Here is a 13,382-nt window from a genome sequence, read left to right on the forward strand (position 1 = left end):
AACTACCGCTGTTGGCGGCCCGCAAGCAATTCTTTTCGCAGTCTGCCTAGTATGCGCCATATGGTGTTGAGTTCGCCAATACAATGTTCCGGAGGGTGCCATCGTGTTTTCAGATAGCTGACGCCTGGCCGACATACAGCTCGCGACGGCAGGTCCGAGTTGCCGGCGCGCAGGCGCATCCATGCCGCCGAGCTCGGGCGTCTGCTCGTCACGGATGCAACGCCAAAGCCAAGCCTGCCGCATTGTCATGTCGATCCGCGACATTGGCGCGGTCACCGCGACCTCTTTCGTCACCACCATTGAGAAGCGGACAATTTCAAGAAGCCCCGCTTAGTTGACGCGGCTTGGTTGACGACCCGCGACTGCCATCCGGAGAAGTCGATTATGACGGCCATTTATCCCGGCGCAGCGATCACCAGCGCTTCCGTACCAGGCGGCGTCGGAACATCCTGACCCGTAGCTCGACTGACGGCAGGTTGCGCACCTGGGGTCCCAGGCTCGGCGTTGACAATGCATGCGGCGGGAGATGGACTTCAAGGGTCACGTCGCCTTGCCGGCCGGCCGGCTGCATCCACTCGCTGAGCCCGATGATCTTCGCGCTTCTCGGTCGCGCTGTCGGCCTGCGCCGACCAGATCACTGAGACTGTAAAAGCCCGGCTGATCATCGCCTTCCGCCGCTACGGCCTGGCGTATCGCCACCGGCAATGGCCCGCCCTGGAACGATGGCGGCCGCAACGACTGCTGCCATCCCCAGACGCTCGCAAGGGCGAGCGCTTCCATCGTTCGTTAAAGGCCGAGTCCCTGCAGGGGCCGTCCTTCGAAGATATCGCCAAGGCCCAGGACGCATTCGATCGGTGGCGCCATGTCTAGAATCCTGTTTCATAACACCCATCTGTCTATGTCGTTGAAGGGAATAGGTTTTGCTGATCGGGGTGCGATCCCGCGGGGTATTTCGGGTTCTGTCGCGCGCGATGAACAATCTGCTGGGCCCGCGGCTTTCCAAGTTCTGATCGGCTGAAGATCCACGGGCCATCCGGCAAAGGATGAAGACTCTCGATCTCGCTGGCTTCGGCGGCAAGTCTGAGGGTCTTGGGTGCAACGCCAAGTAGGCGCGCCGCCTTGTTCAGGTTGAGCCATGGCTCGTTCCCATCCGGTGCCGGCCGGAAGACCGGGATCTTGTGATGCGATCTGTGTGCGGTGACCCGCTCCCGTGTCCAGCGATTGCCATGCCCGGTCACCAAGCCGTTGCGGTTGAGAATGCCGGCGATCAGATCATCGCTGGCGATCAGCACAGTTGCCGGATGGCTGCGATGATATCGGTGGAGGTGCTGTTGCGCTGTCCGCGCCGGCGCTTCGGCAGGCGCAGCTCGGTATGGGCGCCGCCAATCCAATGGATAAGCAGCACGATCTCGGAGGCTTTATCGTCGATATTGGCGACCACCTCCTGAATGACCGTGCGCACGATGCGCTTCTTGAGCCCGGCGTCCGTCGTTGGCGCCGACCAGACAGCCTGAAGGTCTGTGGCCAGCGCCGTGATACCCGCCTTCATGGCTGTGAGGGATCAGCGCCAGCCATTCCTCGCGCGTCCTGCGTCGGATACCTGCTCGAACGGCGGATCGGCCAAATCCCGGCGCGACACGAGTTTTACCATAGGCGTAGGCGCCGCCGTAGATCGGGTTCTCGATCATCCGGTGGATGGTCGCATGGTTCGGCCTGCGCCAGACCACATCGCCGTTGTTGCGCTTGGCGGGCAAATCCAACCCATGCTCGAGGAACCACATCAAGGCCTGACGGGCGCTGCCGAGCTCAGCAACCTTGTCGAACACCAGGGTAATGGATTCCTGCACACGCCGATCAGGATCCTTCTCAAGACGATCGCCGACCTTCGCGAAGCCGACAGGAGTTGCCACGACGAGTTCACCGCGCCGGGCCTTCTCGTAGCGTGCGGAAAGGGAACGCTGGCGCAGAAGATCGACCTCATACTCGCTGAGGCTCCCCTTCAGCCCCAATAGCAGCCGATCGTTGCCTTGCGGCGGCGCATAAACCGTCTCCTGGTCGACCAGCACGGTGTCGACGACGCGGCACATCTCGATGAGCTGCTGCCAGTCGCGGCTATTGCGGGCAAACCGAGACACTTCTCGCGCCGCAACCGCACCGACCTTGCCGAGGCAGACCTCGGCGACCATCCGGTCGAAGCCGGCACGCGCGACGCCGCCGGCGGCAGAACGGCCGAGATCGTCGTCGATCGTCTCTACGCGAGACCAGCCAAGCGCCGTCAGGCGATCGCGCATCGCGTACTGAAGCATGCTGGTCTCACGATTGTGCAGGACCTGATGGGCTGACGACTGCCGCACATACAGGATCGCTTTACGCTCCAGATGCTGCGGCCTAATCTTCTCATGCATCATGATCCGGGCCCTCCCGTTGTACGGCACTCTCGCCGTCGACGTGCCCGAGGATCAGGCTGACCATCAGCTTCGTCACTGATCGGCGCGTCGCGGCCGGCAGCGCCTGCCATTGCGGCGTCTGCACCGTGTTGGCGTCGTTCGGCTTCGAGAACAGATCGAACTGGTATGTCGTGGGCTGGCGCGGCATGGACGTCTCTCCGATTCGCGTGAGAGCCCGATGCTGCGCCCATCTCCGGCGATTGCGATGGGGCGCCGGTGTCGAGGAGCAGCTTCGCCAGGGTGCCCAGCGCGGCAAGGTCGACGTGCGGAGCAGTCGTGATGCGCCAACTCTTACTGAGGATCCGATAGAACATCCAAGCCGGGACCTCCAACCACCGATCCGAGGCCTGGCCGAAAACGCTACAGCGGAAGACTGCTGCGTCATTCCGATCGATCACTTCGTGAATATGGACTTGGCGACCCGCCCAAGGATGCCATGGATAGAGAAGCTCGCGCTCCGGGCCGGTCCCGTGGGTGTTGCGTCGCTGAGTTGTACAACGCCCAGCGTCCCCACGATGCTCTGGACGGCGGTGTGCAACTCGACCGCTATCAGGTCTCGCCGCGCCAGTATCGCGACAGGGTCGAGCTGAATACGCCAAGGACGATCTCATCCGCCACGACCAGCAGCACGGCTTCGTCTCCAAGCTTGATGGCCCCATGCGCTTGTGCAGGACTTTTCGCAGGAGAGCGTCGCCTTCAGGCCACCGCCACAGACGGCGTCTTCGACGCATGGTTCAGACATCAGAAAATAGAAACCATCGACCTCAACACCTGGCTCGATAGCATGCAAAACTGTTCGCGATGTCCTCGCCCACCTGTTCGCGATGCCCCGGCCCGGGGCCGCAGATTGTGCCTATTCGTCAAGGGCGGTCGGAAATGGCGTGATCGACCAGCCGACTAAGTCTGCGGCATGGTGAAGTATCGCCTCGGTTTCAGCAAGGGTGGGAGAAACCGCGATGACATACCCGATGGAGTCTCGGCAATTGCCTTCCCTAACGATCGGCGTCTTGGGTTTAACATAGAATTTGACTTCGGCGACACCCGATACAGCAGCCGCCTCACTGTCGCCACTGATCCAATCAAGGGTGCCATCGCTATCAGCAACCAATTTCCGTGCTGCCGCAACGTGCGAATGCCTTCTGCGCAAATTCCATTCCTCGCCGATGACAAGCTTGATATGCTCGGTGATGAGATCGACACCGCAAGCTAGCTGAACCAGTTGAGGATCGGGCGCGCCAGCAAGTCGCGGATTGACTTCAATGACGACTGGGCCACGCTTCGTCCACCGGAGTTCAATGCACGTTGGTCCCCAACCCAGGCCGAGAGCTCGCAAACTGTTTTTCGAAACATCGGCGATACGGTCATGCTCGTCATCAGTCAGCGGGGCCGGAAAGATCAACTTACGGAAGACAAAATGGGGCGGGGGGCCGAAGTCAGCGGCGGTAATTCCAATGACCTCACTTCCCATTATCTCAGCAATATAGTGAGGGCCTTGTGCGAATTCTTCGACCAGTATCCTCGGCGAAGACCGCCATACGTGCTCTCCGCCCAATAGATAGGCCGTATGCTCGGCCAACTCATCGACGCTGCGGCACAGTCGGACACCGATGCTGCCGATGCCCACCGCGGGCTTCACAACCACCGGCAGGCCGATCTCCGCGGCAGAGTTCTCCACGGCCGTCGCATTCTCGGCCACGCGGTGAGCAGGTATCGGAACGCTGGCCTCGCCGAGGAGCTGGCGCTGAGTAACTTTGTCGTAGCATCGTTCAATCGATGCGGGGTTCGGTCCTGGTAGATCGAAATGCCGGCAGAGCTTGCCAACCGTCGCATAGACCGACTCCTGGGCGCTCGTAATGCCAGCAATATCATAGGTCGCACTTAGCCGGGAACATTCGCCGATCAGGGCATCAACATTGTCTGTATCGACACCGATCACCTCAATTCCTTCCGCCCCAAGATAGTCGTACTGAGCTGGATCCGCCGACAGGGCAATTGGATGAAGCCCAAGACGCTGGGCCGCTTGGACGTATCGCAGCATATTGCTTTCGCCTTCAACCAGGACGAGCGCTCTTCTTGCCATTGGCTGGTAACTCCCACGTTGCGTGCTGTACGGCGGTGTCGCGTAGACCGGCACAGCTTTCTTGGCGGACCTCAAACCTTGCGCTGAACCTACCATTGGCCGTGATCGACGGTCGTAAAAGTTCTGTGAAATTGTTGGAAGGTTTTGTTGTAGCGGCTGACTCAGGAACGATCATGACCCGTGGCATGACGTCAGCATTGGTCGTCCTGCTCTCCGGCCTTGGCCGGCTTGACGCACTTCTGCGGCAAGGCAGCCCGACAGTTACATTCCGAACGCGCTATGCGTGCTCGGTCCGGCCTCGCACAAAGTGTCTTGACCCCGCGCGTTGGACGGCACGATCCTTGATCGTGGGATGCCCAAAGGCCGAATTGCGATGATTTATCGGCCTCGGTGATGAGTTTGCGCCGCGCATGACTAAATTTAGGCCGATATGCGCCAGAGTGCATTTCTACCTGAAGCTGTTCGAGGAAGCGCGCTCACCCTTCTGCCCGGATGCGCCCCAAAGCCATCCCGTCGAGCCCAGTTGTTCGTCCGCTCGATGCGCACATGGTATTTCCGCATAGATCATGTCCCCGAGCAAGCGGGCGGAGGCGGCCATGCGGTCGCTGGAATAGTTCGATGCCGAGCATCGCCTCGAGTGCGCCAGCGGATTCCTCTACAATCTGGATGAATATGCTCCGGAACTCCGACCACGGCTGACTTGGCCCGGCGCTCGGTCTGCTCATCGAATTGCGGGTCTTCGCACAGGAGTTATTCACAGGCGCAATCGCGGCCGCCATCGCGAATTTAGCGGAGTGCTGTGGCCGCTCGTTGCGGGCGGGGGGGGCCACCTATGGCCGGTCGCCTTGCTGCGTCGAAGCCGCGACGCTTGACTTTCGGTCCAGAGCTGCGCTGGCCTTCCTCCCGACAATGATACGTGGCGAGTCAATCAATGGATCGAAAATGCCATGAACAGCGAACTGGCATCCCTTGCACAGAGACTGTCCAGGCGGCGCTCACCCAGCCCTGGCACGAGCCCTGTCGAAGGCCAGATCAACCGCCAAGACGGTCAGTCGCGCCAGTTTCGGTCATCCATTACGATTCTACGAACCGCAGGTTCGCGCTCAGCCCAGATTCCATTGAGGACGTCGTCGGAAGGCCATTCAGAAACGATGAATTAGGGTGCCGCGCATCGCACCGCAGCGTAGTGAAGAATTCAGCCTTTCTGAAGCGATGCAGCAGCTCGCCCTATTCCAGAGATGTCCATCACCGAGAGTCTCTTTTTCAAGCGCGAGCGACTACTGCCTGAGATTCTAGTTCATCGTGTTGCCATGCTCGCGACCAGATCGCTGAACCTCTCGCCCTGCACGCCGACATGCGTCCGCAGCAGGTGGCGGGCTTCCTCCCCTTCCCCCGCGACGATGGCGTTTACGATTGCGCAATGTTCCGAAAACGAGGTAGATAGGCGATTGCGCACGCGCAGCTGCAGCCTGCGGTACGGTCGGAGGCGACGGTGCAATTGGATGCACTGCTCCTGCAGAAACTCGCTCCGGCTTGCCGCGTAAATCGCCTTGTGAAACTCCTCGTTGGCATAGTAATAGTCGTCGCTATCGCCGGCCCTGGCTGAGAGTTCGCAACGTTTGTGGGCGGCCGTGATCGCTTCGCGAGCTTCGCCATTCAGCCGGCGGGCAGCCAGTGATCCGGCGAGCCCTTCCAGTTCAGCCATCACCTCGAACATTTCATAGACTCGGTGCGGTCCCGGATCGATCACGACGGCACCTCTTCGGGGCCGGATTTTAATTAGGCCGATGGCGTCAAGCTGCATCAGCGCCTCGCGCACCGGCGTCCGCGACACTCCGAACCGATTGGCGAGCACCATTTCGTCGAGCCGCTCGCCAGGGCAGAACTCGTTGGAAAGGACTGCATTTTCAATCTCGTCTCGGAGCCACCGGCCAACAGTTTCGGGCATAGGTGCGCTTTCGTTATCCACAACCAAAGTTCTTGTATACGCGTGTCTTAATGTCGTATGCCTATTGTGACGTGTTTTATATTACCGGGAAACTCGACGATGGGAAGCAGCCGCTAGCGCCCGAAACCGAGGCGAGCGAAGTTAAGGGGAGATAGGCATGCCTGACACCTCTTTTTTCAAAGACATGCTGCAGAACATCACCGACCGCGGACGCACGCTTTTGTCTTCCGGCTCGCGGATCACGCTAGGTGTAGCCGAAGCCGATCTCGAAACGCTCTGTGAAATGCTGCTGTCTAGCCGGGGCGAAGCATCAGGCATGGCGCTAGCCACCGAAATAGTCGATCGCTGGAGCGCACTTGGTAGGGGGGATGCGCAGGACTTTCTGCATATGCTTCATGAAAAGTTCGGCCCCGACATGACGAAGCTCGACCGGGCGATCGAAAAGTACCGAGACGACAGGAGTTCTGCTGCAATCATGGCTCTACACCGTGCGGCAGAACCGCGTCGGCAGGAGCTTCTGCGCCGCTTGAATCATGCGCCGAACGGCACGGCCAAGCTCGTCAGAATGCGCCAGCAGTTTCTTTCCTGGAAAAAAATGTCTGTTGAATTTCACGCGGTCGACGCCGATTTCACCCATCTCTTAGGATCCTGGTTCAATCGTGGCTTTCTCACGCTTCGGCGTATCGACTGGGCGACGCCAGCCCACATTCTCGAAAGGATCATCAAGTACGAGGCCGTGCACGAAATCGCCGACTGGGAGGAGCTGCGTCGCCGCTTAGCGCCGGCCGACCGTCGCTGCTTTGCCTTTTTCCATCCGAGGCTAGCGGACGAACCGCTCGTCTTCGTCGAAGTGGCGCTCACCCGGTCCGTCCCTGCCGCGATCAGAGACGTGCTCGATGAGGACAGGGAACAGATCAATGCTGATGAGGCGACGACTGCGGTCTTCTATTCAATTTCCAACTGCCAGGACGGTTTGCGCGGAATCTCTTTCGGCAACTTCCTAATCAAGCAGGTCGTCGAAGACCTCCGCAGGGATCTCCCCGGCCTCAAACACTTCGTCACTTTGTCACCGGCACCGGGCTTCGCCCGTTGGCTTGCTGAGGCGCGCAGTTCGGCAACCGACGTGCTCTCAGATGGGAACCGCGAAAGGCTAATGCTGCTCGACGATACGCGATGGCCCGATAATGAGAGCATGGCGGTCGAGGTCCAGCTTGTATTGCTGCCGCTCGCAGCACGCTACTTCATGACCGAGCTGACGCCGGAGGGCCGGCCGGTCGATCCGGTGGCGCGATTCCATCTTGGCAACGGCGCTCGATTGGAGAGACTGAATTTTCTCGGCGACCGCTCGACCAAGGCGATGCAGCAGGCACACGGTCTGATGGTCAATTACCTCTACAAGCTCGAGGACATCGTGGCCAATCACGAGGCCCTCGCCCAGCGCGGTGAAGTGATCGCCTCACCCGAGGTCAGGAGCTTGCTCAACCAGAGCGGCGAAAGCCGGCGCGGAGTCAAGCGCCAGCCACGCTCCCGGCCATTCGCACAGAGGATCGAAGAAAGAAAAAAGTGAGCAACTATCTTTTTGACGCTATACAAGCAAACTCGCCCGGCGAGGCGCCGTTCATTCGAACTGACGACGGCCGCATCTGGACCTACAATGACGCGCTCGCCTTTTCGGGCCGCCTCGCCAGTGCGATGGAAATGCTTGGCATTCGCCCTGGCGACCGGGTTGCGGTGCAGGCCGAGAAAAGCGCCGAGGCCCTGATGCTCTATCTCGCCTGTATCCGCAGCGGCGCGGTCTATCTGCCGCTCAACACCGCTTATACGCTGACTGAACTCGGCTATTTCATTGGCGATGCCGAGCCGCGCCTGGTGGTCGTTTCTTCGGCTGCTCGGGAGAACGTTGAGAAGATTGCGAAGGCTCACTGGGCGATTATTGAAACGCTGGAGGCTAACGGCAGCGGCTCCCTGCTCAATCTTGCACGTGACGAGCCATCCGACTTTGTCGATGCCTCGCGCTCGCCGGACGACTTGGCAGCGATCCTCTACACTTCGGGAACGACAGGGCGCTCCAAGGGAGCGATGCTCACCCATGCAAACCTGCTCTCGAACGCGATGACGTTACGCGACTACTGGCGCGTCACCGCCGAAGATCGGCTCGTCCATGCCCTGCCGCTATTTCACACTCATGGGCTGTTCGTCGCGACGAACGTCACGTTGCTCGCGGGCGCCTCAATGTTTCTGCTGCCGAGGTTCGACGCGGACGAGGTGATTTCGCTGATGCCCCAGGCAACAATGCTGATGGGGGTACCCACATTTTACGTGCGCCTGCTGCAAAGCCCGCGTCTCGACAGGCAATGGGTCGCGAATATGCGCCTTTTTATATCGGGCTCGGCACCGCTGCTTGCCGAGACACACGTCGAGTTCGAGAACCGCACCGGGCACGCCATCCTGGAGCGCTACGGCATGACCGAAACTAACATGAATACCTCCAATCCGTATGACGGAGACCGGATTGCCGGGACGGTGGGCTTCCCGCTCCCGGGCGTCACGGTGCGTGTGACCGATCCAGCCACCGGAGCCGCACTGTCTGGGGAAGAAACCGGCATGATCGAGATCAAGGGGCCGAACGTCTTCAAGGGTTACTGGCGCGTGCCCGAAAAAACCGCAGCCGAGTTCACCGACGACGGCTTCTTCATCAGCGGCGATCTAGGCAAGATCGATAGGCGCGGCTATGTCCACATTGTCGGCCGCAGCAAAGACCTAGTGATTTCGGGCGGCTACAACATCTATCCGAAAGAGGTCGAGGGCGAGATAGACCAACTCGAGGGTGTCGCGGAGAGCGCCGTGATCGGTGTTCCGCATCCCGATTTCGGAGAAGGTGTGACGGCGATTGTCGTGCGCAAGCCAGAGTCCGCCCTTGATGAAAAAACAATCTTGTGCGCTCTCAAGCATCGGCTAGCGCGCTATAAGCAGCCCAAGCGCATTATCTTCACGGAGGACTTGCCGCGCAATACAATGGGCAAGGTCCAGAAGAACGTCCTTCGACAACAATACGCCGATCTATACTTGGATCGTAACCGCGCCTCCTAGCAAGAAGGCTCGCCGACATAATCTTCGATCCTGAAACCGCAGCTACGGCGCTGGAGGCATTAAAGTCTCTCTAGTTGGTTGGTCGCTATTTTCGTCATCGCGACGATCCAGGCGATCGATGTGGCGCTTAGTTATTTGGCCACCCGTTCGCGCTCGGGCTCCGGCTCGGGGTGCTGCGGCCTTAGTTCCCAGTGTTCGTTCTTTTCCCGGCTGCAAAGCCCGAGTGAGCAAATGACTCAAAGGGTCGTTGTGTGTCCGAAGTCTCGTCATCGCTGCCACGGGACGCCAAGCGATTCGGTTAATTTCGCGCGGAGCCGATTCCGTCGGGCGGAACAGAACGCTTCGACTCCTTCAGATAAGCGGGCACTTCGCAGTTTCAGGTGGGCCATCGTCGCCTCAAGTGCATCTCGAAGTCAGATGACGACGATATAAACACTGCATTTGACTCAGCCCGCCGCTGCGGACGAGTCTCAAATAGTGAAGGGGATTGACATTGGATCATCAAGCGACGGCCCAGACCGGCAATGCCATGGCCCGTCAAGGGAGCGGGTCCCGTGCAGATCCGCGGGCGATCCGCTGCCACGGCAGACCCATCCGGTCTGCCTACTGAACAACGCGCCGGATTGGCTCTGACAAGCGGGATGCCAGATGTCAATAACCATACCCGAACTTCTTACAACCGCCGATGGTGCCAATATTGCCTTCACGGCGCCTAAGCGGCGTCCCATGACTATCGAGGCGCTGCGAGATCTGATTGCGGCTACGCAGCGCCAGCTTGCCGCGCGCGGCATCGGACCTAGCGATCGCGTCGCGATCGTGCTGCCGAATGGTCCGGAAATGGCGGCATGCTTCTTGGCGGTTGCGTCGGGCGCCTCCGCAGCTCCGCTAAACCCTGCCTATAAGGATGCCGAATACGAATTCTACCTCGCCGACCTGAGGCCCAAGTTGCTAATTGTCGAATCGCGTTCAGGGGAGGTGGCAGCCGCTGTCGCTGCCCGGCTTGCCATCCCTGTCTGTGAGTTGGAAATTGGCGAGAACGCGGTTGCCGGCTTCTTCCGTCTTTGGCCGGAGGAGAAGGTTGAGGTCCCTTGGCCTACCAAAACCAGCGAAGCGCTGGTCCTGCATACGTCCGGAACGACGTCGCGGCCGAAACTCGTACCCCTTACACACGCCAACCTTGTCGCTTCGGCACGGAATATTGGTCGAACCCTGGAGCTTTCGCCCAAGGATCACTGCCTGAACATCATGCCGTTGTTTCACATACACGGCTTGATTGCTGTCGTGCTGTCATCCGTCGCTGCTGGTGCGTCCGTTTGCTGCACACCGGGTTTCAATGCTTTACGATTTTTCAATTGGGTGGCCGACGAGAAACCAACATGGTATTCTGCCGTCCCGTCCATGCATCAGGCAATCCTGGTGCGCGCACGACGCAACGAACAGATCCTGAACAACCTCGCCCTTCGCTTCGTCCGCTCGTCTTCAGCGTCGCTGCCGCCCCCGGTATTCCGGGAACTTGAACAGACATTCCGTTGCCCGGTGATCGAGGCCTATGGCATGACCGAGGCCACGCACCAGATGGCGTCCAATCCAGTGACGCATGGTCAACAACGGCCAGGTTCCGTTGGCATGGCCGCCGGTCCCGAAATCCGCATTCTGGATCGGGCCGGCCTAATGCTGCCCGTGGGGCAGGAGGGCGAGATTTGCATCAAGGGAGACAACGTAATGGCCGGCTACGAGAACAATCCGGCGGCTAACGCGGCGAGCTTTGTCGACGGCTGGTTTCGCACTGGCGACCAAGGCTACCTAGACGAGTCTGGCTACCTTCGAATTACTGGTCGCATAAAGGAAATTATCAACCGGGGCGGGGAAAAGGTCTCGCCATTGGAAGTCGACGCCGTTCTACTGGAGCATCCCGCCATCGCCCAGGTCGTGACCTTCGCGATTCCGGACGAATCATTAGGCGAGGAGGTCGCCGTGGCAATTGTGCTGGTGGAAGGAACATCCCCAACGGCGGTGGAACTGCAAAATTTCGCTGCCAAACGCTTGGCGCGTTTCAAAGTGCCAAAAACCGTGCTGTTCTTGGCGGAGTTGCCGAAGGGACCCACCGGCAAGGTCCAACGCATCGGTCTGGCAAAGACGCTCGGGCTCGCAAAGGAACGTCTATGACGAGGATTTGCGTTTTCGGCGCTGGTGCCATCGGCGGTTACTTAGCCGCCGCCCTGCTGGTCGCGGGCGCCGATGTCTCTATTGTGGCGCGCGGACGGCATCTGGCAGCAATCCGGTCATCCGGCCTGAAACTACGCCAACAGAAGTCCGAGCGGACATTTCGGGTTCGGGCAACCGACGATCCGCGCGAGTTGGGCGAACAGGACTACGTCATTGTTGGCCTAAAGGCTCATGCCGTGGCTCCTGTGATCGATCTCTTCAAACCCCTACTCGGGCCTGCAACCGCAGTCGTGCCTGCCGTCAACGGGGTCCCGTGGTGGTATTTCCACCACGCAAATTCTGGAACATCGTTGGACGAAACTTGGCTTGAAAGCGTTGACCCAGGCGGGGTCCAATGGCAGTTCTTTGGTCCAGACCGGGCGATCGGCTGTGTCGTTTATCCAGCCTGCGATATTCCAGAACCGGGCGTCGTCCGGCACCTTAGCGGCAACCGCTTCACTATCGGCGAGCCAGACGGCTCGCAAAGCGAACGCGTCCGCTTACTCTCGGAATTGATGATCACGGGCGGCCTTAAGGCCCCCCGAAAGCGAGGGCTGCGCGACGAAATCTGGATTAAGCTCTGGGGAAATTGCTCATTCAATCCGGTTTCTGCCCTGACTGGGGCCAGCCTCGACATCATCGGTGCCAACGGAGGATGTCGTCAGCTTGTTCAAGATATCATGGGAGAGTGCCGCGCCGTGGGCGAGGCAATCGGCGCGCGTTTTGCAATCGGCATCGAACAGCGTATTAGAGGCGGTGCGGAGATCGTGGGACACAAGCCGTCGACTACGCACGATATTGAACTTGGACGACCGCTGGAGATCGATCCCATCGTCTCTTCAGTTATCGAGATCGCGCGGCGGCTGAACATCGCAACACCCCATCTCGATTCAATCGCGGCCCTTTTGCGGCTTAAAGGCCAAATTCTTGGACTTTATGAGCGTAAGCCAAGCCTGGAAGCGCTCATACTGAAGCGCCATCAGGTGTCGCAGACGTCGCGAAGGCATTGAGATCGGACCGTAACGATGCGACTTATCGGGAAGGGTCGTAGCTCCTCGAATTCGAGCCCTCTCCACCCAGGTGTCAACAGTTCGCATCAAGGAGCGCTCCGGCGTGCGCTCGCCGTTCGAAGCACCAAGCGCCTCGTCCATCTCGGCCTCGAGCACCTTCTGCATCACCGCACGGGTGACTTCATTGAGTCCATCAGAGTTCGAAAGAAGAATGTCTATGACGGCAGCGCTGGCGGTTTACTTTCAATCTTGGTCATGGTGGCGTTCCTTCGCCGGAATCGGTGACGTTGAGCATCAACGGTCTGCCATGACCGCCCTCTCTCAGCGAATTTGTAGAATTCTCAGTACACTACCTCTCACGATGAGTGTGCTTGAACCCGGAGCTAACCCTTGCCCTAGGATCTGGGGGGCGTCACGACAGATGCGGCCGTCGGGGATGACGCGCAGAGCGCCGGCGAATTGCGCCGGCGCATCGCGACCGACCGGACGCCCGCGCTCCGGCCGCCGCGGTGCATGAGTCATCTGGTCGCGAGAACATACCAATCTCCAAAATGCATTGGACCCCCGCGGCCGCCGGCTGTCTACTGCCGATTGTGAACATG

At 59.7% G+C, this 13,382-nt stretch carries 10 protein-coding genes and 2 pseudogenes; 5 read left to right on the forward strand and 7 right to left on the reverse strand.

Features of this window, described 5'->3' with window-relative positions:
• Positions 1–523: 523 nt before the first annotated feature.
• Positions 524–719, forward strand: a pseudogene (locus A3AU_RS1000000141045) (IS481 family transposase); the annotation flags it as partial.
• 177 nt (positions 720–896) lie between these two features.
• Here A3AU_RS1000000141045 and A3AU_RS1000000140640 read toward each other — a convergent pair.
• The 6 genes from A3AU_RS1000000140640 to A3AU_RS0131640 all read right to left on the reverse strand — a co-directional run bounded on the left by A3AU_RS1000000140640 (position 897) and on the right by A3AU_RS0131640 (position 6,475).
• Entirely contained in the window at positions 897–1,292 is a 396-nt protein-coding gene (locus A3AU_RS1000000140640) for a MerR family transcriptional regulator (RefSeq protein ID WP_245235618.1), read from the reverse strand.
• Positions 1,286–1,462 (reverse strand): hypothetical protein, encoded by a 177-nt coding sequence (locus A3AU_RS1000000140645; protein ID WP_245235619.1) that lies wholly within the window; start codon positions 1,460–1,462, stop codon positions 1,286–1,288. The genes A3AU_RS1000000140640 and A3AU_RS1000000140645 overlap by 7 nt, the downstream gene beginning before the upstream one ends.
• The gene (locus A3AU_RS1000000137120) at positions 1,419–2,408 is read right to left on the reverse strand and encodes a recombinase family protein (RefSeq protein WP_245235620.1); all 990 of its coding nucleotides are present in this window, start codon (positions 2,406–2,408) and stop codon (positions 1,419–1,421) included. The genes A3AU_RS1000000140645 and A3AU_RS1000000137120 overlap by 44 nt, the downstream gene beginning before the upstream one ends.
• Positions 2,398–2,595, reverse strand: a complete 198-nt coding sequence (locus A3AU_RS0131625; protein WP_027056433.1) for a hypothetical protein — start codon at positions 2,593–2,595, stop codon at positions 2,398–2,400. The genes A3AU_RS1000000137120 and A3AU_RS0131625 overlap by 11 nt, the downstream gene beginning before the upstream one ends.
• A 705-nt stretch (positions 2,596–3,300) precedes the next feature.
• Positions 3,301–4,527 (reverse strand): ATP-grasp domain-containing protein, encoded by a 1,227-nt coding sequence (locus A3AU_RS0131635; RefSeq protein WP_027056434.1) that lies wholly within the window; start codon positions 4,525–4,527, stop codon positions 3,301–3,303.
• A gap of 1,297 nt (positions 4,528–5,824) precedes the next feature.
• Entirely contained in the window at positions 5,825–6,475 is a 651-nt protein-coding gene (locus tag A3AU_RS0131640; RefSeq protein ID WP_027056435.1) for a GntR family transcriptional regulator, read from the reverse strand.
• Positions 6,476–6,632: 157 nt separating this feature from the next.
• Here A3AU_RS0131640 and A3AU_RS0131645 point away from each other — a divergent pair, with 157 nt between their 5' ends.
• The 4 genes from A3AU_RS0131645 (at position 6,633) to A3AU_RS01000000136550 (ending at position 12,780) form a co-directional block, all read left to right on the forward strand.
• Positions 6,633–8,042, forward strand: a complete 1,410-nt coding sequence (locus A3AU_RS0131645) for a malonyl-CoA decarboxylase (RefSeq protein WP_027056436.1) — start codon at positions 6,633–6,635, stop codon at positions 8,040–8,042.
• A complete protein-coding gene (locus A3AU_RS0131650) occupies positions 8,039–9,565 on the forward strand; it encodes a malonate--CoA ligase (RefSeq protein WP_027056437.1) in 1,527 nt (508 codons plus the stop codon). Before A3AU_RS0131645 ends, A3AU_RS0131650 begins: the two co-directional genes overlap by 4 nt.
• A 648-nt stretch (positions 9,566–10,213) precedes the next feature.
• Positions 10,214–11,731, forward strand: coding sequence for an acyl--CoA ligase (locus tag A3AU_RS0131655; RefSeq protein WP_032918498.1), 1,518 nt, complete (start codon positions 10,214–10,216; stop codon positions 11,729–11,731).
• The gene (locus A3AU_RS01000000136550) at positions 11,728–12,780 is read left to right on the forward strand and encodes a 2-dehydropantoate 2-reductase (RefSeq protein WP_051355519.1); all 1,053 of its coding nucleotides are present in this window, start codon (positions 11,728–11,730) and stop codon (positions 12,778–12,780) included. Before A3AU_RS0131655 ends, A3AU_RS01000000136550 begins: the two co-directional genes overlap by 4 nt.
• On the opposite strand, the pseudogene A3AU_RS1000000141050 reads toward A3AU_RS01000000136550, so the two are convergent.
• Positions 12,724–13,037, reverse strand: a pseudogene (locus A3AU_RS1000000141050) (transposase); the annotation flags it as partial. The gene A3AU_RS01000000136550 and the pseudogene A3AU_RS1000000141050 sit on opposite strands and share 57 nt — an antisense overlap.
• Between the last annotated feature and the right edge of the window lie 345 nt (positions 13,038–13,382).

The sequence above is a fragment of the Mesorhizobium erdmanii USDA 3471 genome, assembly GCF_000472705.1.
Lineage (GTDB): Bacteria > Pseudomonadota > Alphaproteobacteria > Rhizobiales > Rhizobiaceae > Mesorhizobium > Mesorhizobium erdmanii.

Coding starts and splice junctions, on each gene's coding strand:
- A3AU_RS01000000136550 (WP_051355519.1), top strand. CDS start 11,728: ATGACGAGGATTTGCGTTTTCGGCGCTGGTGCCATCGGCGGTTACTTA.
- A3AU_RS0131645 (WP_027056436.1), top strand. CDS start 6,633: ATGCCTGACACCTCTTTTTTCAAAGACATGCTGCAGAACATCACCGAC.
- A3AU_RS0131625 (WP_027056433.1), bottom strand. CDS start 2,595: ATGCCGCGCCAGCCCACGACATACCAGTTCGATCTGTTCTCGAAGCCG.
- A3AU_RS0131655 (WP_032918498.1), top strand. CDS start 10,214: ATGTCAATAACCATACCCGAACTTCTTACAACCGCCGATGGTGCCAAT.
- A3AU_RS0131640 (WP_027056435.1), bottom strand. CDS start 6,475: ATGCCCGAAACTGTTGGCCGGTGGCTCCGAGACGAGATTGAAAATGCA.
- A3AU_RS1000000137120 (WP_245235620.1), bottom strand. CDS start 2,408: ATGATGCATGAGAAGATTAGGCCGCAGCATCTGGAGCGTAAAGCGATC.
- A3AU_RS0131635 (WP_027056434.1), bottom strand. CDS start 4,527: ATGGCAAGAAGAGCGCTCGTCCTGGTTGAAGGCGAAAGCAATATGCTG.